The sequence below is a fragment of the Methylobacter marinus A45 genome, assembly GCF_000383855.1.
Lineage (GTDB): Bacteria > Pseudomonadota > Gammaproteobacteria > Methylococcales > Methylomonadaceae > Methylobacter > Methylobacter marinus.
Genome location: NZ_KB912877.1, coordinates 4,109,893 through 4,127,677 on the forward strand (window position 1 = coordinate 4,109,893; position 17,785 = coordinate 4,127,677).

General features: G+C 52.0%; 24 protein-coding genes. 12 read left to right on the top strand and 12 right to left on the bottom strand.

The window, feature by feature from the left end; translation table 11 throughout:
• Nucleotides 1-213: 213 nt before the first annotated feature.
• The 3 genes from METMA_RS0119335 to ppnP form a co-directional block, all read right to left on the bottom strand.
• On the bottom strand, nt 214-1,803 hold the full coding sequence (locus METMA_RS0119335; RefSeq protein WP_081917781.1) for an ABC-F family ATPase: 1,590 nt from the start codon (nt 1,801-1,803) through the stop codon (nt 214-216).
• A 76-nt stretch (nt 1,804-1,879) separates the two neighbouring features.
• On the bottom strand, nt 1,880-2,353 hold the full coding sequence (locus METMA_RS0119340; RefSeq protein ID WP_020160763.1) for a LabA-like NYN domain-containing protein: 474 nt from the start codon (nt 2,351-2,353) through the stop codon (nt 1,880-1,882).
• Between the two features lie 4 nt (nt 2,354-2,357).
• Nucleotides 2,358-2,672 (bottom strand): pyrimidine/purine nucleoside phosphorylase, encoded by a 315-nt coding sequence (gene ppnP, locus METMA_RS0119345; RefSeq protein WP_020160764.1) that lies wholly within the window; start codon nt 2,670-2,672, stop codon nt 2,358-2,360.
• Nucleotides 2,673-2,891: 219 nt separating this feature from the next.
• Here ppnP and METMA_RS0119350 point away from each other — a divergent pair, with 219 nt between their 5' ends.
• Entirely contained in the window at nt 2,892-3,263 is a 372-nt protein-coding gene (locus tag METMA_RS0119350) for a hypothetical protein (protein WP_020160765.1), read from the top strand.
• Nucleotides 3,264-3,290: 27 nt separating this feature from the next.
• Here METMA_RS0119350 and METMA_RS0119355 read toward each other — a convergent pair whose 3' ends face one another.
• The 7 genes from METMA_RS0119355 to smpB all read right to left on the bottom strand — a co-directional run bounded on the left by METMA_RS0119355 (nt 3,291) and on the right by smpB (nt 7,124).
• On the bottom strand, nt 3,291-3,863 hold the full coding sequence (locus METMA_RS0119355) for a tRNA (mnm(5)s(2)U34)-methyltransferase (RefSeq protein WP_020160766.1): 573 nt from the start codon (nt 3,861-3,863) through the stop codon (nt 3,291-3,293).
• Nucleotides 3,841-4,902 carry an NAD(P)/FAD-dependent oxidoreductase gene (locus METMA_RS0119360; protein ID WP_020160767.1) on the bottom strand — a complete coding sequence of 354 codons (1,062 nt, stop codon included), beginning with the start codon at nt 4,900-4,902 and terminating at the stop codon, nt 3,841-3,843. Before METMA_RS0119360 ends, METMA_RS0119355 begins: the two co-directional genes overlap by 23 nt.
• Nucleotides 4,903-4,967: 65 nt before the next feature.
• The gene (locus METMA_RS0119365) at nt 4,968-5,348 is read right to left on the bottom strand and encodes a type II toxin-antitoxin system VapC family toxin (protein WP_020160768.1); all 381 of its coding nucleotides are present in this window, start codon (nt 5,346-5,348) and stop codon (nt 4,968-4,970) included.
• Nucleotides 5,345-5,590 (bottom strand): FitA-like ribbon-helix-helix domain-containing protein, encoded by a 246-nt coding sequence (locus METMA_RS27595; RefSeq protein WP_020160769.1) that lies wholly within the window; start codon nt 5,588-5,590, stop codon nt 5,345-5,347. The genes METMA_RS0119365 and METMA_RS27595 overlap by 4 nt, the downstream gene beginning before the upstream one ends.
• Nucleotides 5,591-5,693: 103 nt before the next feature.
• A complete protein-coding gene (locus METMA_RS0119375; protein WP_020160770.1) occupies nt 5,694-6,047 on the bottom strand; it encodes a HopJ type III effector protein in 354 nt (117 codons plus the stop codon).
• 17 nt (nt 6,048-6,064) lie between these two features.
• On the bottom strand, nt 6,065-6,631 hold the full coding sequence (locus METMA_RS0119380; protein ID WP_020160771.1) for a hydrolase: 567 nt from the start codon (nt 6,629-6,631) through the stop codon (nt 6,065-6,067).
• A 7-nt stretch (nt 6,632-6,638) separates the two neighbouring features.
• Nucleotides 6,639-7,124, bottom strand: a complete 486-nt coding sequence (smpB, locus tag METMA_RS0119385) for an SsrA-binding protein SmpB (protein ID WP_020160772.1) — start codon at nt 7,122-7,124, stop codon at nt 6,639-6,641.
• A 105-nt stretch (nt 7,125-7,229) separates the two neighbouring features.
• Between smpB and METMA_RS0119390 the strand changes: the two genes are divergently transcribed.
• Genes METMA_RS0119390 through METMA_RS0119400 form a run of 3 tightly spaced genes read left to right on the top strand, consistent with a single transcriptional unit; the run spans nt 7,230 to nt 9,303 of the window.
• A complete protein-coding gene (locus METMA_RS0119390) occupies nt 7,230-8,591 on the top strand; it encodes a sodium-dependent transporter (protein ID WP_020160773.1) in 1,362 nt (453 codons plus the stop codon).
• On the top strand, nt 8,592-9,023 hold the full coding sequence (locus METMA_RS0119395; RefSeq protein WP_020160774.1) for a type II toxin-antitoxin system RatA family toxin: 432 nt from the start codon (nt 8,592-8,594) through the stop codon (nt 9,021-9,023). It abuts the gene before it with no gap.
• Nucleotides 9,024-9,030: 7 nt separating this feature from the next.
• On the top strand, nt 9,031-9,303 hold the full coding sequence (locus tag METMA_RS0119400; protein WP_198014719.1) for an RnfH family protein: 273 nt from the start codon (nt 9,031-9,033) through the stop codon (nt 9,301-9,303).
• A 45-nt stretch (nt 9,304-9,348) separates the two neighbouring features.
• Here the strand turns inward: METMA_RS0119400 and METMA_RS0119405 are convergent, their stop codons facing one another.
• A complete protein-coding gene (locus METMA_RS0119405) occupies nt 9,349-9,888 on the bottom strand; it encodes an outer membrane protein assembly factor BamE (protein ID WP_020160776.1) in 540 nt (179 codons plus the stop codon).
• A gap of 155 nt (nt 9,889-10,043) precedes the next feature.
• On the opposite strand from METMA_RS0119405, the gene fur reads away from it, so the two are divergent.
• The 3 genes from fur to lolD are packed head-to-tail and all read left to right on the top strand — an operon-like array spanning nt 10,044 to nt 12,404.
• Nucleotides 10,044-10,460 (top strand): ferric iron uptake transcriptional regulator, encoded by a 417-nt coding sequence (gene fur / locus METMA_RS0119410; RefSeq protein ID WP_027147470.1) that lies wholly within the window; start codon nt 10,044-10,046, stop codon nt 10,458-10,460.
• Nucleotides 10,461-10,483: 23 nt separating this feature from the next.
• Nucleotides 10,484-11,731, top strand: coding sequence for a lipoprotein-releasing ABC transporter permease subunit (locus METMA_RS0119415; RefSeq protein ID WP_020160778.1), 1,248 nt, complete (start codon nt 10,484-10,486; stop codon nt 11,729-11,731).
• On the top strand, nt 11,724-12,404 hold the full coding sequence (gene lolD, locus METMA_RS0119420; protein WP_020160779.1) for a lipoprotein-releasing ABC transporter ATP-binding protein LolD: 681 nt from the start codon (nt 11,724-11,726) through the stop codon (nt 12,402-12,404). Before METMA_RS0119415 ends, lolD begins: the two co-directional genes overlap by 8 nt.
• Nucleotides 12,405-12,455: 51 nt before the next feature.
• Here the strand turns inward: lolD and METMA_RS0119425 are convergent, their stop codons facing one another.
• On the bottom strand, nt 12,456-12,986 hold the full coding sequence (locus tag METMA_RS0119425; RefSeq protein ID WP_232216392.1) for a DUF2062 domain-containing protein: 531 nt from the start codon (nt 12,984-12,986) through the stop codon (nt 12,456-12,458).
• A gap of 53 nt (nt 12,987-13,039) precedes the next feature.
• Here METMA_RS0119425 and METMA_RS0119430 point away from each other — a divergent pair, with 53 nt between their 5' ends.
• The 5 genes from METMA_RS0119430 to METMA_RS0119450 all read left to right on the top strand — a co-directional run bounded on the left by METMA_RS0119430 (nt 13,040) and on the right by METMA_RS0119450 (nt 17,763).
• A complete protein-coding gene (locus tag METMA_RS0119430) occupies nt 13,040-15,304 on the top strand; it encodes a DNA internalization-related competence protein ComEC/Rec2 (protein ID WP_020160781.1) in 2,265 nt (754 codons plus the stop codon).
• Between the two features lie 85 nt (nt 15,305-15,389).
• A complete protein-coding gene (locus METMA_RS0119435; RefSeq protein WP_020160782.1) occupies nt 15,390-15,839 on the top strand; it encodes an SUF system Fe-S cluster assembly regulator in 450 nt (149 codons plus the stop codon).
• 13 nt (nt 15,840-15,852) lie between these two features.
• On the top strand, nt 15,853-17,301 hold the full coding sequence (gene sufB / locus METMA_RS0119440; protein WP_020160783.1) for a Fe-S cluster assembly protein SufB: 1,449 nt from the start codon (nt 15,853-15,855) through the stop codon (nt 17,299-17,301).
• Nucleotides 17,301-17,561 carry a hypothetical protein gene (locus METMA_RS0119445; protein ID WP_020160784.1) on the top strand — a complete coding sequence of 87 codons (261 nt, stop codon included), beginning with the start codon at nt 17,301-17,303 and terminating at the stop codon, nt 17,559-17,561. The genes sufB and METMA_RS0119445 overlap by 1 nt, the downstream gene beginning before the upstream one ends.
• The gene (locus METMA_RS0119450; RefSeq protein ID WP_020160785.1) at nt 17,551-17,763 is read left to right on the top strand and encodes a type II toxin-antitoxin system HicB family antitoxin; all 213 of its coding nucleotides are present in this window, start codon (nt 17,551-17,553) and stop codon (nt 17,761-17,763) included. The genes METMA_RS0119445 and METMA_RS0119450 overlap by 11 nt, the downstream gene beginning before the upstream one ends.
• The last annotated feature ends 22 nt before the right edge of the window (nt 17,764-17,785 follow it).

A 17,785-nucleotide genomic window follows, 5' to 3' on the forward strand; every position in this document is an offset into this window, starting at 1 on the left:
AGATTGCTCAAGGCCAAGTGAGGTAGCGTTGTTAAAGTCACTGTCACCGCTCACTCGTCCAGATTCGAAAGGGCGCTATTTTAACCAAAAGCGAGACAGAAATACAGGAAACCGTTAATTTGTATTAAAAATAACAAAATCCCCGCATTGGAACTGCTTGCGCCGCCTCGGTTAACCGGAGCAGAACCGCTTTTGCTGTCCTGCTCCGAGTTTTTAAACAGTCTGACTGTTTAGATAATCTTCATAATTGCCGTTGAAATCGACGATGCCGTTCGGCGTCAGTTCGATAATGCGTGTCGCCAGGGAGGAGACGAACTCGCGGTCGTGGCTGACGAAGATCAGCGTGCCGGGATAATTCTCCAGGGCCAGGTTCAGCGATTCGATCGATTCCATGTCAAGATGGTTGGTCGGTTCGTCCATGACCATGATGTTGTTTTTCTGCAGGATCAGCTTGCCGAACAGCATGCGACCCTGCTCGCCGCCGGAAATGACTTTGACCGATTTCTTGATTTCGTCCTGAGAGAACAGCAGGCGGCCCAGTGTGCCGCGTATGGTCTGGTCGTCGTCGGTTTCCTTGCGCCACTGGCCCATCCAGTCGATCAGGCCCATGTCCTCTGCGAAATCGTCGGCATGGTCCTGGGCAAAGTAGCCGACCTCGGCGTTTTCCGCCCATTTGACTTCGCCCGTGTCGGGCGTCAGGTCGCCGACCAGCGTGCGCAGCAGCGTCGATTTACCGATGCCGTTAGGACCGATGACGGCCACGCGTTCGCCGGCGGCGACCATCAGATTCAGGTTTTTGAACAGCGGTTGTTCGCCATAGCCCTTGCTCAGGTTTTCGACTTCCAGTGCCAGGCGGTGCAGTTTCTTGGTCTGGTCGAAACGGATAAACGGATTGACCCGGCTCGACGGCTTGACTTCGTCCAGCTTGATCTTCTCAAGCTGCCGGGCGCGCGAGGTGGCCTGCTTGGCTTTCGAGGCGTTAGCCGAAAAACGACTGACGAAGGTTTGCAGTTCGGCAATCTGGGCTTTTTTCTTGGCGTTGTCGGCCAGCAGGCGCTCGCGCACCTGGGTCACGGCGGTCATGTATTCGTCGTAGTTGCCGGGGTAAAGGCGCAGTTCACCGTAATCGAGATCAGCCATGTGCGTACAGACGCTGTTCAGGAAATGGCGGTCATGGGAGATGATGATCATGGTGCAGTCGCGCTCGTTCAACACGCCTTCCAGCCAGCGGATCGTGTTGATGTCGAGGTTGTTGGTCGGTTCATCAAGCAGCATGATGTCGGGATTGGCAAACAGGGCCTGGGCCAGCAGGACGCGCAGTTTCCAGCCCGGCGCGACGGCGCTCATGAGGCCGTAATGCTGTTCCAGCGGGATGTCGAGTCCGAGCAGCAATTCGCCGGCCCTGGCCTCGGCGCTGTAGCCGTCCATTTCGGCAAACTCGACTTCCAGTTCGGCGACCTGCATGCCTTCTTCCTCGGACATTTCCGGCAGCGAATAGATGCGGTCACGTTCCTGTTTGACGCGCCAGAGCTCTTTATGGCCCATGATGACGGTATCGATGACGCTGAATTCCTCGAACGCGAATTGATCCTGGCGCAGATTGCCCACCCGTTCGTTGGGCGTGATCGAGACGGTGCCGGAGCTGGGTTCCAGTTCGCCGCTCAATATTTTCATGAAGGTGGATTTGCCGCAGCCGTTGGCGCCGATCAGGCCGTAGCGGTTGCCGTCGCCGAACTTGATGGAAATATTTTCAAACAGGGGTTTGGCCCCGAACTGCATGGTGATGTTAGCTGTAGAGATCAAGATTTTGTTCCGAGAATGTGTATGGACTAAAGAGTAGGGTGGCCGGTCGCCCGCTTTTTATCGAGCGACTGCTTGTTTACAACAGCAGTTTGTCATTAATGGCTATAAAGCGGTCGGCCGAGTAAATCAGCGATGGCGCCGTCAGTGCCGGCACGCCATAGACTTCCGTGGTTACCGGATAACTGCCGCGGACTTTATTGAGCAGCAGGTCAAAGTCACCATCGCCCGATAATAAAATGATGACATCGACTTTGGGCGCATATTCGATGACATCGAGCGTAATGCCAACGTCCCAGTCACCTTTGGCTGAACCGTCGCTGCGCTGAATGTAGGGTTTCAGTTTGACTTCAAAACCGATATTTCTGAGTATTTGCTGAAACCCCTGCTGTTTGCTGTCGCCTTTGTCTATGGCATAAGCGAACGCTGCAACCACGTCTCTGTCGGCCGTGGCGCGATTCCAGAATGCATGGTAGTCGAAATGGCGCTGATAGCTTTGCTTGACGGTGTAATAGATATTCTGCACATCGACAAAGATGGCGACTTTTTCCATATCGCTATTTTATATACGCACAGCAGTAGTCGGTGGGTGTTTTAACCTTTATGCTGAATTGCGCGTTAGCCGGCACATCGAATGATTGACCGCCTTTAACGGTTTGCCATTCATCGGTTCCGGGCAGCAGTACATCCAGATCACCATCAAGGATTTCCATCACTTCCTTGTCGGCGGTATTAAACGTGTATTCGCCCGGCAGTATGAAGCCCAGGGTCTTTGTCGAGCCGTCGGCAAAACGAATGGTACGGCTGCTGACATTGCCGCCGAAGTAGACATTGGCTTTTTTAACAACCGATACATTATTGAATTCTGACATTTTCTGTCCTTAAAGTTGATACTGGATAAAGATAAAAAAAGACCGCAATGATAACAGATTGTCTCGCCGTTGTTTTGATTTCGCGTATGTTTCAGGTCCGGGTCTCTGGATACGCGTCCGGGCTTGCGTTGTTTGCATGGCTCGCGGTCAGTGTTTGTGCCTATGGCGTCAGGCCGGAAAAGGGTGTAGTTTCGCCTGACACTCTATGGAGGCCTGGCCATGAAGTATGCATCAGTCCTGTTGGTTGTGTTTTTTTCACTGGCGGCTTGCGGCCCTCCCACAGTGCAGGAGGTGCGATATACCAGGGATACGTTCGAGCCGACGGCTAACGTCGAGGTTTTGGATACCTGGCCGCGCGATCGCAAGTACCGGCAAATAGCGGAACTTGAGGTTAGCGCGGGCGATCATGCCAATGATGCTCTGGTGGAGAAGGCCAGGGAAATGGGGGCGGATGCGATAGTCATCGGGCCAGCCTTCCAACATAGCCAGGTGCATGTGCCCATCGATTCGGCCATCAATGGCGCTTCCCGCAGTTACCGTGCAGTCCCGTTAAATAGAGTGCGCGGCATAGCGATAAAATTCGAGCCGTAGCTTTGCCATACCGATAAGCGGGCTTTATTACGTCTTGCGGACGGCAAAAAGCCTCGGGGCCGAATCCTTGTGTTCCGCGCCGTAAATCGTATCGACTTTGAATGCCTGTTTGCCCAATTGTCCGCACCAGTACTCGACCTGTTCAGTTTCCCGGTCGCCGCCCGCATGGCCCGGATAGGCGAGGATCGTGATAAGCCCTCCGGGCGCCAATAGCCTGCTCGCGCCGTGCAAGGCCTGTAATGTCGAATCGGTTTGGGTGATAATGCTCTTGTCGCCGCCTGGCAGATAGCCCAGGTTGAACATGATGACGCTGATTTTTCCATGCTGTTGGCCGGGGATTTTTTCAGTCATGCGCGCATGACTGGCATGAATTAATGTCAGGCAGTCGGGACGACTGAATTGCTCGCATCTTGCCCGGGCGCAATCCAGCGCCGCCTGTTGAATGTCGAAACCGTAAACCCGGCCGGTCGGCGTTATATGTTCAAGCAAAAACAAGGTGTCGTGGCCGTTGCCTACCGTTGCGTCAATGGCGATATTGCCGGGCTGGAGTTTATCTTTAATAAGGTTATGGGCTTCTTTAACCAGGGAAATGCGTTTCATGATAGCGTTGGATGTCGCAGGATAAGGGCAAGGGCGTGTTATTCAGCAGGCAATCGGCAACGCGCTGGCTGTACCAGGGAATCTGTAAGCTGCCTTTGGCGCCGAAACCATTGAAAATGGCGATGCGCGGATACCGGGGATGATGGCCGATAAACGGATAGCGGTCTCTGGTGCAAGGCCGGATGCCGGCTTGCTGATTGATTAACGTGGTTTTAAGCACGGGGGCCCGTTGTTGCAGTGCGGCCAATAAAGCGTTTCGGGCCTTGTCGGTGATGTCGGTGTTTAAAGAGTCGCGTTCGAAGGTGGCGCCGGTACGGATCTGGCTGTCATTGAGCGGGATCAGCCAGTTGCCGTAATTAAGGATCTTAGCGGGCAGTTGGCCGGTATGCGACAGCGTTAATATCTCGCCTTTTGCCGGTTGAAAGGGCAGCCAGGAAAACCAGTGGTTTTGACTCGCATGATGACCGGCGCAGAAGATGATTTGTCTGGCTGAAATATCCCCCCAACGTAATGAGGGTTCAAGCTGGATGTCGCGGGCATCGAATTCCAGCAGTCTGTAACAGCCTCTGGCGATAAAAAACTCTTTCAGACAACGCAATAACGGTCGGGTCAATAAATAACCGGTCTGTTTTTGCTCTATAAAACCGAAAGGCGTTTTCAGAGAGAATATGGCGTTGTCGGATGTTGTGATGGCGCCTAAGTAATTCTCATACTCGGGATCGTCAAGCCGCTTCCGCCCGTGATTTAACTCGGCTTCATTACGAAAAAGCCGCAGCATGGCCTTTTCAATATAAAAAGGCTGATGAAAAAAATCGGATAAATTCGAGTAATACTGTTTCGCTGCCGGCAATAAGCTGTCGACATCGGCGGATTTTACGAAGCGCAGGCCAGTAACGGGATTGATGAGTCCCGCGGCCACCTGCGAGGCATTCTCCCGGCCGTTATCGATAATGACGACTGTGCGGCCGCGCTGTATCAGTTCCCAGGCGAGCAGGCTGCCGGCCAGTCCCTGGCCGATGATCAGAAAGTCGATATTCATGATGCGATTAAGGCCGATGGTCTTTGCTAATGTTGGTCTTGGGTTGTTTCAAATAGCGTGTCTGTTTAGCGTATTTGAATGATTTCAACATCAATATTCGTCAAGTCGGACCAGGCAATATCCGCGGTTAAAGCGGGCAGGCGCTGTTCGCGCGCCAATCCCAGGCAAGCCCGGTCGCCTAGCGATAGTCCGTAGCGCCGGGTTCGGGGAATAAAGTTAGCCGCATGCAGGGCATGGGCTTGAGTAAATGGGATGATTTCTATTGAAGTTTCCTTTATTTGCTCCATTAGCGGTGCGGCATCAATGCCGTCACGAATCAATCTGCCCGCCACTTCGCTTAAGTTCACGGTGGAAATGCAGGAGCCTTCAATATACTGTTCTACCCTCTCGTGTCCTGTTTCACGGAACAGGAAGGCTAACAATGCCGAAGCATCGAGTACAATCATTCTCTTTCCGCTGCCTTTCTTCGGTCCTGAATCAATTGCTCAACGACATTATCCGGCTTTTTTCCGTGATAAAGCTTGTCAACCAATTGTTGCAGGCTGGTGACAGGTTTTTTAGTGTTCAGGCAAACTTCGGTCAGAATATTGCGCACTTCGGCTTCCACGCTCAGTCCGTCTTGGGCAGCGCGAATGCGTAATGCCGCATGGACGTTTTCGGGCAAATTGCGTATCGTTAGTGTCGGCATGGCTATTTTTTCGATAGTAGGAAATTTTTACTATAGGGATTGACAGCATTGCTGTCAATCCGCAAAACAGCGGAGAGGGTTATCGCCGATTGCCAGGCAAGTGTTATTTCGCGGTCAGCGCTTCGCCATTGAAACTAATGCCGTCCCAGCCGTATTTCATGAAATTTCTGATGTTTTGATGTCCTGTGCCGTCAGGGTCGTTCAGAACATCAACACGGTAGTAGTCACCGAACAGGTTCAGCGTCTGCTGCTGGTCAAGCCCGTGAAGCCGGGCGAAGGCGAAAATCTTGCAGGAGCCTTCGTTGGTGCCGGCGGCATTGGTTAAGGCGTCGCCATTCTGGCCGTTGCTGAATTCCGTCGGTTGGTAATGGTAGTTTTCGGTAATGACGGCGATGGTTTCGTCAAAACTGACGGGGCTGTTGCTGGTGATTTTTTCAATAAATGTAGTCAGTGACATGGTCAATATTTATTTAGTTAACGAAGAAGGCCTGACAGGCTTTTGAAATCGGGGTGCGCGGCGTCTCTAAGCCATTCGAACAGGACCGATTCGTAATTGGTAATCGCGGCGCCGTGCTGTTGCATGCGCTGCAAGGCGTAGAGCTTGTGCTCGGCTTTGCGGGAACAGACACCATCGGCGGCTACATGGACCTGATAGCCTTGGTGCAGCAGTTCAAGGGCGGTCTGCAGAACGCAGACATGGGTCTCCTGGCCAACCAGTATGATTTGCTGGCGCTGGCTGTCCCGCAGTGCCTGGTTAAAGCCGTTGGCGGCGCAGCAGGAGAAGCCGGTTTTTTCGAAGACCTGTGCGGTTTCGGGCAGTTTTTCCACGACGGACGCATGGGTCGGGCCCAAGCCTTTGGGATATTGCTCGGTGACCAGTACGGGAATGTTCAGCCGGCCAGCGGCTTCAATCAGTTTGCCGGCATTAGCGGTCATCAGTTCCGCATCCGGTTCAGGCATGGCGGCCGATAATTTGGCTTGCAGGTCGACAACGACCAGCAGGCTGTTGTCCGTCGACAGGAGATCAGGGTGTGTGGACATTGTTACCTCAGGCGTGCTTCATAATGCGTGCTTTTTCCCGCTGCCAGTCGCGGTCCTTTGAAGAGGCGCGTTTATCGTGCAGTTGTTTGCCTTTGGCCAGGCCGATTTCCAGTTTGGCGCGGCCCTTTTTCCAGTACATGGACAGCGGGATGATCGTGTAACCCTTACGTTCCACGGCGCCGATCAGCTTGTTGAGTTCATGACGGTTCAATAACAGCTTTCTTGAACGGATGGCTTCCGGTTTGACATGGGTCGATGCCGAGTTCAGGGCGGAAATATGCGCGCCGAACAGCCAGGCTTCGCCGCGCTTTAATGTGACATAGCTTTCTTTCAGTTGTACGCGACCGTCGCGCAGACTTTTTACTTCCCAGCCTTCCAAAACAAGACCGGCCTCAAACCGCTCCTCAATAAAATATTCATGAGTGGCCTGGCGATTCTGGGCAATTGTGTTGTTTTGCTGCTTCTTATTTTTCTTGGACTTTTTATCGGCCATAGTGTGCTGGTTGAGATTTTTAGACTGACGGAAGGGTATAATTTTGCTATTTTACTCGATTTACTGAAAAAATTGAGTTTTTTAATAGAGATAACAGGCACTCAAATGACGGATACAAAAAAATCGATTCATGGTGAATGGTCATCACGCTTGGCATTTATCCTTGCAGCCACGGGTTCGGCGGTTGGTCTGGGGAATATCTGGAAGTTCCCTTATATCACAGGCGAAAACGGCGGCGGAGCATTTGTTCTCGTTTATTTACTGTGCATAGCCTTCATCGGTATCCTTATTATGATTGCGGAAACGATGCTCGGGCGCCGGGGCAGGCAGAGCCCTATCAACACCATGGAAACGCTGGCCGCCGAGGCTGAGGCGGATACCAATTGGCACTATGTGGGCTGGATGGGCGTTATCGCCGGTTTCCTGATTCTTTCTTATTACAGCGTTATCGCCGGCTGGGCTTCGGCTTATGTCCTAAAAGCGTTTACCGGCAGTTTTTCAGGTACGGGCGCGACCGAAATAAAAGCGCTTTTTGACGGTTTCGTCGCCAGTCCCGCGCAACTCATCTTCTGGCATACTTTGTTTATGCTGGCCACGATGCTGATTGTGGCGCGCGGCGTCAGGAGCGGGTTGGAAAAAGCCGTGCAATTTTTAATGCCGGGGCTGTTTGTGCTGATGATTTTGCTGGTCGGCTATGCCATGACGACGGGCGCTTATGAACAAGGTCTTGAATTTTTGTTTAGTCCGGATTTTAGCAAGATTACCGGAGATTCCGTGTTGACCGCGATGGGCCACGCGTTTTTCACTCTGAGCCTGGGCATGGGAGCCATAATGGTATATGGATCTTATTTGCCCAAGGATGTGTCTATTACGAAAACGGTGTTTTTAATTGCCGGTTCCGATACGATTGTGGCCTTATTGGCCGGCATTGCCATTTTCCCTATCGTTTTCGCTAACGGATTGGAAGCGGGTTCCGGCCCCGGCCTTATTTTCCAAACGTTGCCGATCGCTTTCGGCAATATGAGCGGCGGCTGGCTGTTCGGTATTCTTTTTTTTGTGATGTTGGTGTTCGCGGCTTTGACGTCGTCCATTTCCCTGATTGAGCCGGCTGTTACGTGGCTGGTGGAGAATAGGGATTTAGACAGGGAACAGGCCTGTATCTGGGCAGGCTTGGTGACATGGCTGTTGGGTTTAGGGACCGTGTTTTCATTTAATTTATGGTCTGATTTTACGATTTTCGGCAGAAATATTTTTCAATTAATGGACTATCTGACGGCCAATCTATTATTGCCTATCGGCGGTTTTTTGGTCGCGGTGTTTGCCGGATGGATCATGAAACAGCAACACAGCGAGCAAGAACTGCAAATACCTGGCACACAGGGTTATCAGGTATGGAAATTTTTAGTCTGTTACGTTTCTCCCGCGGCTGTTTTTTTGGTTTTTCTGAATGTGGTTGGGGTTATCTGAATGACCGTTGTAGAAAAAAGCGCATTGGTGAAGTTTTCCGCCCAGCAGATGTTCGATCTGGTCAATGATATCGAAGCCTATCCGCGCTTTTTGCCGTGGTGCAGCGGCAGTCGAATCCTCAAGCGCGAAGGCGATATGGTTGAAGCGGAGCTGGTGATTTCCAAAGGCGGATTCAAAAAATCCTTTTCGACAAGAAATAAAATTGATGAAGGCGGCAGGATTACGGTGTCCTTGTTGGAAGGGCCTTTTTCCTATCTGGAAGGAACATGGGATTTCATGCCGTTGCGCGAGGATGCCAGCAAAATTTCCCTGAATCTGGAATTCGAGATGCCGGGCGTACTGGCGAATCTGGCATTTGGCGCGGTATTTAACCAGATATGCAACACCATGGTCAGTTCTTTTACTCAGCGGGCCAAGGAAATCTATGGCTGATGTGCTGATTGATATCGAAGTTGCCTATGCCAAGCCGGAAGAGCAAGTGATTTTGGTGCTTAAACTGCCTGAATGCTCGTCCGTCGAGCAGGCGATAAAAGCTTCCGGAGTGTTGGCCCGGTTTCCGGAAATTGATCTGTCCGGGAGCAACAAAGTCGGTATTTTTGGCAACGTCTGCGGGATGGATCAGGTGTTAAAGCAGGCCGATAGAATAGAAATTTATCGGCCTTTGCTGATTGATCCCAAGGATGCGAGGCGGCGAAGGGCGGCAAGAGGTTAAAATTTGCAGCGCCATTAGTGTGGGGAGATGCAGGGCGGACTTAATTCAGCGAGGCATCGAGTCGTCGGGATAGTTTATCGTGGGTTCCGAAGTTGCCGGGCCAGGTTCCGTCAAGCGATCGGATTCAGTCGAACGATCAATGTCATCGATGCCGAACAGGTTGGTGATTTTTTCCCACATGGTTTTTTCGAGATCCCGCGGCGGCAAATCCACCGTTGTTTCTTCCGATTCTTTGATCACGGGCAAGGCGCTGGGTTTAAAATCGCCTTGAATGCCGATGACTCGATCACCGTCGAAGAACAGCGAGACTTTTTTCTGCATTCTGGGTTCGCCGCCGGGTTGATTGGAGTAAAGGTAGTCCCAGCGGTTTGGGTGAAAAGCATCCGTCAGCATGGGGGAGCCCATGATATACAGCACCTGGCGCTTGTTCATGTTGGGGCGGATCTGATCGATCATGGACTGATCGATCATGTTGCCTTGCTGAATGTCTATGCTGTAGACGCCGGGTAAATTATTGAGAATGGTGGAGCATGAGGCAAGCGTCAGGCTTGCCAGCAAAGTCAAAGAAAAAAGCGGCTTTCCCATTTGAGGCGACGGAATAGTTTGAAAAAAGATAAAATCATACCCGATGTTAAGCGATTATCCTATTAAACAGTCATGCGCTTCATGCTAAAAAAAAGCTACAATGTGCGATACCCTATAGATAGCCGACAGTTAATCGGCAAAAGCGGAGATTTATGTTGGAAACGCAAGATTTAAAGAATGCAGGACTGAAGGTCACGTTGCCTCGGGTCAAGATTCTGCAAATTTTAGAAAACCAGATTGATGAGCATCATTTAACGGCTGAAAAGGTTTATAAAATCCTGTTGAGCGAGGATGAGGATATCGGTTTGGCCACGGTTTATCGGGTTCTGACCCAATTTGAAGCAGCGGGACTGGTAACGCGGCATCACTTTGAGGGAGGGAACTCTGTTTTTGAACTGGCTAAAGGTGATCACCATGATCACATTCTCTGCATGAAATGCGGCAAAGTGGATGAATTCACCGATGAGCTCATTGAAGCGCGGCAGCGAGAAATCGCGGAAAAACTCGGTTATGAGTTAACCGATCACAGCCTTTATTTATATGGCTATTGTTCTGCCTGCAGAAAATCCTGATTCCCCCCTAACTTACTGACTTCATGTTTAAGCCTCTTATTTTTTATATTGGCTTGCGTTATACGCGAGCTAAACGCCGTACGCAGTTCATTTCTTTCATTACTTTAACTTCGGTTCTGGGGATAGCCCTGGGGGTCACGGCGCTGATTACGGTCCTGTCGGTCATGAACGGTTTTGAAGCCGAGTTGCGCGAGCGGATTCTCGGCATGACATCGCATGCCACGATTACCGGCAACCAGGGCCAGTTGAATAATTGGCGGGAGTTGCATCCGCGCGTCAAAGACTATCCGCATGTAGAGGCGGCTGCTCCTTTCATCGACGGACAGGTCATGATTAATGCCGGCAGACGCGTCAGCGGTACCTTGCTGAGCGGAATTCTGCCTGAATACGAGTCCTCTGTTTCGGATGTCGTTAACAAAATGCAGGTAGGGCGACTGTCCCAGTTGGTTCCCGGTGAATTCGGCATTGTCCTGGGCGCGGAGCTGGCGGGTCACCTGGGCGTTATCGTCGGCGACAAGGTCACTGTCATCAGTCCGCAGGTCAATTCGACACCCGCCGGTATCATGCCCCGGATGCGGCGTTTTACCGTGATCGGTATTTTCCAGGTCGGCATGTATGAATATGATCGTAATATGGCCATCATTCATATCGATGATGCGGCTAAATTATTCCGATTGGGGGACGCCGTTTCGGGGCTCAGGATCAAGTTGGATGATCTGTTTAATGCGCCGCGGATCACGCATGCCATGGCGGCCGATTTTTCTCATGAATACCGGGTCAGTGACTGGACGCTGGCGCACAGCAACTTCTTCCGCGCGATTCAGACTGAAAAACGGGTCATGTTCATTATCCTGCTGCTGATAGTGGCCGTGGCGGCCTTTAATATCGTTTCGACGCTAGTCATGGTGGTCACGGACAAGCGCGGCGATATCGCTATCCTGAAAACCCAGGGACTGACGGCACGTTCGGTCATGGGTATTTTTATGGTGTTAGGCACTGTCATTGGCGCTGTAGGTACGCTTCTGGGTACCATGGGCGGCATCGTGCTGGCGTTAAATGTCGAAACCATCGTGCCGGCGATTGAGAAATTATTTCAGGTTCAGTTCATGGCGGCCGATGTCTACTACATCAGTCAACTGCCTTCCAAGCTCGTATGGTCGGATGTTTATGCGATCGCGGGCATGGCCTTCTTTCTGTCGCTGGCCGCGACAATTTATCCTGCCTGGCAGGCGTCCAAAGTAAATCCAGCGGAAGTTCTGAGATATGAATAAATCTAGCATTCTGGAATGCCGGCAATTAACCAAGCGTTATAATCAGGGCGGGCTGGACGTTGAGGTCCTCAAGGGCGTTAATTTAACGATCGGGATCGGCGAGCGCGTCGCCATTATGGGCGCCTCGGGGTCGGGCAAAAGCACGTTGCTGCATTTGCTGGGCGGACTGGAAAAATCCAGCGGCGGAGAAGTGGTGCTGGATAATGTCAATTTGAATAAAGTCAGCGCAACGAGACTGGCCAGGTTAAGAAACAGTTCCCTGGGCTTTATCTATCAATCGCATCATTTACTGGGTGAATTTACCGTGTTGGAGAATACGGCGATGCCATTGCTGATTGCCGGCCTTTCGGTAAAACAGGCGCGTATCCGTGCCATAGATTTATTGCAGCGGGTGGGGCTGGGACATCGTATCGAACACAAGCCGGGCGAGTTGTCAGGCGGAGAAAGGCAGCGCGCGGCCATAGCCAGGGCGCTGATCAATAATCCCAAATGCGTTTTGGCCGACGAGCCGACCGGTAACCTGGACAGTAAAACGGCTGACCAGGTTTACCAGTTAATGCTGGAGCTGAATCAGGAGCTGAATGTCAGTTTTCTGGTGGTGACGCACGATCATGATCTAGCGTCAAGGATGGGCAAGGTGCTGCATATGGAAGACGGAGTGATTGTCGGGTGAGTCCCCGCCAGGGTTAAACAGCGCATGCTGTTTAACCCTGGCGCTCGCGTTTTATCTTGCCTTTCTTGCGGCCCATTTCTTGGCGACATGATGGCGCCATAATTCCTTGACGCCGAAATAGCCGACGACGGAAGTAATAATGCCGATCATCAGGCAGCCCAGAAGAAAAGGTTCCCAGGCCTGACTGAGCCCCGACATGACGCTATCCATCGAAAACTCAAAGCCTTCGCTGGGTAAAGGCTGATTTAGCGCCCGAAGCCCAACCAAATAGGCAAAATAAAACATCGGGGGCATGGTCAGAGGGTTGGTTATCCAGACCAGGGCGACGGAAATAGGCAGGTTGGATCTGAGATACAGCGCCAGCACGGCTGCAATCGCCATTTGTCCAGGTGTTGGAATCCAGGCTACAAAAAGACCTACGGCGGCGGCCATGGAGACTGATCGGCGATTTAAATGCCAGAGATTGGGGTCATGCAGTTTGTCGCCGAGAAACTGAAGATTCTTGTGGTTTTTAATCGCTTCAGATTTGGGCAGGTATTTTTGTATCAGTTTTTTAGGCATTGTGGTTATATCAAAAGTCACTTAATCACCTAAGTCTATCAGGTTTTTGTTGACCTCAAAATACCGGAAGTCGAATGCTGGTTTTTACACTGTTATTTTTAGCTGGAGCTCTGCTGGCTCAGCAGTTGCCGGCATTGCCTGCCGGCGAATGGCTGATGGCGGGCGGCCTCATTGCCGGTTTGGTGGCCGGGTTGCGGTTATGGCGGGTGTTGTTTTTTCTATTGGGCGCGTTGTGGGCGATCCTGTTCGCAATGAACAGACTGACGGACAGGCTGCCCGAGTCGCTGGAAGGGATCAATATCCCAGTCAAAGGCGTTGTGGTCGGTTTGCCGGAACAGGACGAAAAGCGTGTACGCTTTGATTTGGTTGTTTCTGAATCCGGTGGAGGCCTGCCTTCGAAAATACGGTTAAGCTGGTATTATCCCAAGCATGAGGTCAGGGCGGGTCAGCAGTGGTCGGTTACCGTCAAATTGAAGCGGCCGCACGGTAATATGAATCCCGGCGGATTCGACTATGAACGCTGGCTGTTCACGGAAGGTATCGGGGCGACAGGCTATGTGCGCAATCATCCGGCGCCTGTCATGCTGTCGGATGATCCGGCCTGGTACAGTATTTCGGCGGGGCGGCAGCGTATAGCCGATCAGTTGTCGCAATTGCTGGGCGATGGCAAGAGCCTTCCGCTTGTAAAAGCAATTACGATTGGTGACGGCAATGAAATCCGTCAGGAACAATGGGAGGTTTTTCGTAAAACCGGCACGCTTCACCTGATGGTGATTTCCGGGGCGCATATCGGATTGGTCGCCGGACTGGTCTATTTTGCCGTACTCAGATTGTGGGCATGGACAGGGCTGTTGACCTGGTCTCCTCAAAAAGTTGCTGCATTATCGGCGTTAGCCGTCGCCATCCTGTATTCGGCATTGGCCGGTTTTTCCATTCCGACGCAACGCTCGGTCATTATGCTGGCTGTTGTCATGGTCGCCATTATTCTGCAGCGTAATACCCGTTCCTTTCATACCTTGGCTACTGCCATGTTCGCGGTGCTGTTACTGGACCCTTTGGCGGTCCTGTCGGCAGGATTCTGGCTTTCTTTTCTGGCGGTGGCGGTGATTGTTTATGCCGTTGCCGGACGCTTTGGCAAGCCCGGCTATCTTGAAGGAACCCTGAAGATCAATTGGGCCACGACCATAGCTTTGTCGCCATTGTTGCTGTTCTTTTTCCAGCAAGTTTCATTGATTGCTCCGCTGGCTAATCTTATTGCGGTGCCTGTTGTCAGTTTTCTGGTTGTGCCGTTATCATTGCTGTCGGTGCTGGTGATGTGGATCTCGCCGGCCCTGGCCGGGAATCTGTTTGTTCTCGTCGATGTCGTGCTGCAGGGGTTGTGGTGGCTATTGAGTGCGCTGGCGGACACGCCGTTATCCGTGATAAATCATGCGCAGCCTCCGGGCTGGGCATTATGTTTCGCCATACCGGGCATCTTGATCATGCTGGCACCTGTCGGCATGCCGGCTCGCTGGCTGGGGCTGGTGATGTTTTTGCCGCTGGCCTTTACGGAACCGAACCGGCCTGAGCCGGGCGGCTTCAGGATGACCTTGCTGGACGTCGGCCAAGGCTTGTCGGCGGTCGTGCAAACATCCGGTCATGTGCTTGTGTACGACACTGGCGCGAAATTTTCCCAGCAAAGCGATATGGGCCGTAGCGTGGTGCTGCCTTTTTTGCGTAAGCAGGGCATCGACAAGATTGACAGTCTGATCATCAGTCATGGCGACAACGACCATATCGGCGGCGCTGAATCATTGATGAAAGGCATCGAGACCGGGCAGGTGCTTACCAGCGTGCCGCAACAGCTGAGCAGTCATGCGCCGGTCGCTTGCATGGCAGGGCAGTCATGGCGTTGGGATGGCGTGATGTTCACAATGTTGTCGCCAGCCCCGTCGGGTTTTGTTTCGGAAAACGACAATTCCTGTGTGTTAAAAATTCAGTCTGAAAAAGGGGTTGTGTTATTGGTCGGCGATATAGAGGCTTCGGCCGAAACCTGGCTGGTCGAGGCTTATGGCGGGCAACTGAAGGCGGATGTGCTGATTGCGCCTCATCATGGCAGCAAAACTTCATCGACCCGGCCGTTTCTGCAAAACGTTCAGCCTGATTATGTGCTGATTCCGGCCGGCTACCGCAATCAGTTTGGATTTCCTCATCAGTCCGTGTTGCAGCGCTATCAGGCTGTCAATGCGCAATGGCTGAATATTGCCGAGCAAGGCGCGATTTTTGTCGATGCCGAAACCGATTCGCTGGCCGTGCAAACCATGCGGGGGCGCGAAAGCCGATATTGGAACAGTCGCTGATGCAAGATTTTCGTTTTAGTAATAACCAAGTTCTTTACTACGGAATTAAATAGGACTAAAATGGTCCTCAATTAAAGAGGTAGGTATGTTACGGTTGAGCAAATTAACTGATTATGCAACGGTCATTCTGAGTTTTATGGCGAAGGATGAAACGCATGTGCATGCGGCTATGGAAATAGCGGCAGCCACAGGAATCGCTTTGCCTACGGTCAGCAAAATCCTGAAGTCGCTGGTGAAAGCGGGGGTGCTGATATCCACGCGCGGCGCCAAGGGCGGTTATGCATTAGCCCGGGTGCCTGAGAAAATCAGTGTGGCGACGGTTATCAGCGCTTTGGAAGGGCCGATTGCGCTGACCGAATGCAGTATTTCCCATCAGGGCTGTGAACAGGCTTCGGGCTGCGATATTCGCGGTAATTGGAGCTTGATTAACCGGACGATTCATAACGCCCTGGAGTCCGTGACTCTGGCGGATATGATCAGACCTGCCGTCGTGCCGGAAGAGGTTTTTATTCCGGTTGCCAGTTTATATCGTTAAATTAGAGTTGTTTATGTCAACAAGTGCGAAAGAAATCGAGAACCTGATCAGTCGTGAATACAAGCAGGGCTTTGTGACCGAACTGGAAGCCACCACGTTTCCGCCCGGATTGAATGAAGATGTTATTCACAAGCTGTCCAAGGTCAAGAACGAGCCCGAGTTTATGCTCGAATATCGGCTGAAAGCGTTTCGCCACTGGCAGACCATGCAGTCGCCGACCTGGGCGTTCGTCAAGTTTGAGCCGGTTGACTATCAGTCGATCAGCTACTATTCGGCGCCCAAACGCAAGGAAGACGGTCCGAAAAGCCTGGACGAAGTCGATCCGCAAGTGCTGGAAGCCTACAAAAAGCTGGGCATTCCGCTGGACGAACAGGAACGGCTGGCCGGTGTGGCGGTCGATGCGGTGTTTGACAGCGTATCGGTGGCGACGACGTTTAAGGGCAAGCTGAAAGAGGCCGGTATTATTTTTTGTCCGATTTCAGAAGCCTTGCGCGACTATCCGGAACTGGTCCAGCAATATCTGGGCTCGGTCGTGCCGCATACCGACAATTTCTTTGCCGCGCTCAATGCGGCCGTGTTTACCGACGGCTCATTCGTCTACATTCCGAAAGGCGTGCGCTGCCCGATGGAATTGTCGACCTATTTCCGCATCAATGCCGCCAATACCGGGCAGTTTGAAAGAACGCTGATCATTGCCGACGAAGGCAGCCATGTCAGCTATCTGGAAGGCTGTACGGCGCCCATGCGCGACGAAAACCAGCTGCATGCGGCCGTGGTCGAGCTGGTCGCCTTGAAGGACGCGACGATTAAATATTCCACCGTGCAGAACTGGTATCCGGGCGACAAGGAAGGCAAAGGCGGCATCTACAATTTCGTCACCAAGCGGGCCGACTGCCGCGGCGAAAATGCCAAAGTGTCCTGGACGCAGGTGGAGACCGGTTCGGCGATCACCTGGAAATACCCGAGCTGCATTCTGAGCGGCGACAATTCCGTCGGCGAGTTTTACTCGGTGGCGCTGACCAATAATTTCCAGCAGGCCGATACCGGCACCAAGATGATCCATATCGGCAAAAACACCCGCAGCACGATTGTTTCGAAGGGCATTTCGGCAGGCCGCGCGCAGAATACCTATCGCGGCCTGGTCAAGGTGTTGAAAAGCGCCGAGAACGCGCGCAACTACACCCAGTGCGACTCCTTGCTGATCGGCGATAAATGCGGCGCGCATACGTTCCCGTATGTCGAGGTCAAACAGCCTTCGGCGCAGGTCGAGCATGAAGCGACGACGTCCAAGATCAGCGAAGATCAGCTGTTCTTCTGTCAGCAGCGCGGCCTATCGGCGGAAGACGCCGTGTCCATGATCGTGAACGGTTTTTGTAAGGAAGTGTTCAAGGAACTGCCGATGGAGTTTGCGGTTGAGGCGCAAGCTTTGCTGGGGTTGAGTCTGGAAGGCTCGGTTGGCTAGTGGGTAAATACGATAAATTACTCACCAGGATATTAAACGGACGTTCCGATAATAATATCTCGTTTTTGGAACTTACGCAGTTGCTGCAACGGTTACAGTTTGATGTCAGGATACACGGCGATCATCATATATTTACTCGTGACGGTATTGCTGAAATTCTGAATTTACAACCTAGAGGCGCAATGGCGAAAGCCTATCAGGTCAAACAAGTGAGGCAAATTATTGTGAATTATCATTTGGGATTGGAATATGACCAGTAAGTACGAAATGATTATCTACTGGAGTGAGCAAGATCAGTCTTATCTTGTTGAGGTTCCTGAATTGCCGGGCTGTATGGCGGACGGCAATAGTTACCAAGAGGCCGTCCGGAATGCTGAACAAGTGATCAATGAATGGATAGAAACGGCCAGGGAGTTAGGGCGTTCTATTCCGGAACCGAAAGGGCGCTTATTGTATGCGTAATCAGCGCGAATCAATGATTTGC

Bases quoted from the DNA above. Each gene is read 5' to 3' on its own strand.
- METMA_RS0119340 (WP_020160763.1), bottom strand. From the start codon at position 2,353: ATGGAAAAAGTCGCCATCTTTGTCGATGTGCAGAATATCTATTACACC.
- ppnP (WP_020160764.1), bottom strand. From the start codon at position 2,672: ATGTCAGAATTCAATAATGTATCGGTTGTTAAAAAAGCCAATGTCTAC.
- METMA_RS0119350 (WP_020160765.1), top strand. From the start codon at position 2,892: ATGAAGTATGCATCAGTCCTGTTGGTTGTGTTTTTTTCACTGGCGGCT.
- METMA_RS0119355 (WP_020160766.1), bottom strand. From the start codon at position 3,863: ATGAAACGCATTTCCCTGGTTAAAGAAGCCCATAACCTTATTAAAGAT.
- METMA_RS0119360 (WP_020160767.1), bottom strand. From the start codon at position 4,902: ATGAATATCGACTTTCTGATCATCGGCCAGGGACTGGCCGGCAGCCTG.
- METMA_RS0119365 (WP_020160768.1), bottom strand. From the start codon at position 5,348: ATGATTGTACTCGATGCTTCGGCATTGTTAGCCTTCCTGTTCCGTGAA.
- METMA_RS27595 (WP_020160769.1), bottom strand. From the start codon at position 5,590: ATGCCGACACTAACGATACGCAATTTGCCCGAAAACGTCCATGCGGCA.
- METMA_RS0119375 (WP_020160770.1), bottom strand. From the start codon at position 6,047: ATGTCACTGACTACATTTATTGAAAAAATCACCAGCAACAGCCCCGTC.
- METMA_RS0119380 (WP_020160771.1), bottom strand. From the start codon at position 6,631: ATGTCCACACACCCTGATCTCCTGTCGACGGACAACAGCCTGCTGGTC.
- smpB (WP_020160772.1), bottom strand. From the start codon at position 7,124: ATGGCCGATAAAAAGTCCAAGAAAAATAAGAAGCAGCAAAACAACACA.
- METMA_RS0119390 (WP_020160773.1), top strand. From the start codon at position 7,230: ATGACGGATACAAAAAAATCGATTCATGGTGAATGGTCATCACGCTTG.
- METMA_RS0119395 (WP_020160774.1), top strand. From the start codon at position 8,592: ATGACCGTTGTAGAAAAAAGCGCATTGGTGAAGTTTTCCGCCCAGCAG.
- METMA_RS0119405 (WP_020160776.1), bottom strand. From the start codon at position 9,888: ATGGGAAAGCCGCTTTTTTCTTTGACTTTGCTGGCAAGCCTGACGCTT.
- METMA_RS0119415 (WP_020160778.1), top strand. From the start codon at position 10,484: ATGTTTAAGCCTCTTATTTTTTATATTGGCTTGCGTTATACGCGAGCT.
- lolD (WP_020160779.1), top strand. From the start codon at position 11,724: ATGAATAAATCTAGCATTCTGGAATGCCGGCAATTAACCAAGCGTTAT.
- METMA_RS0119430 (WP_020160781.1), top strand. From the start codon at position 13,040: ATGCTGGTTTTTACACTGTTATTTTTAGCTGGAGCTCTGCTGGCTCAG.
- METMA_RS0119435 (WP_020160782.1), top strand. From the start codon at position 15,390: ATGTTACGGTTGAGCAAATTAACTGATTATGCAACGGTCATTCTGAGT.
- sufB (WP_020160783.1), top strand. From the start codon at position 15,853: ATGTCAACAAGTGCGAAAGAAATCGAGAACCTGATCAGTCGTGAATAC.
- METMA_RS0119450 (WP_020160785.1), top strand. From the start codon at position 17,551: ATGACCAGTAAGTACGAAATGATTATCTACTGGAGTGAGCAAGATCAG.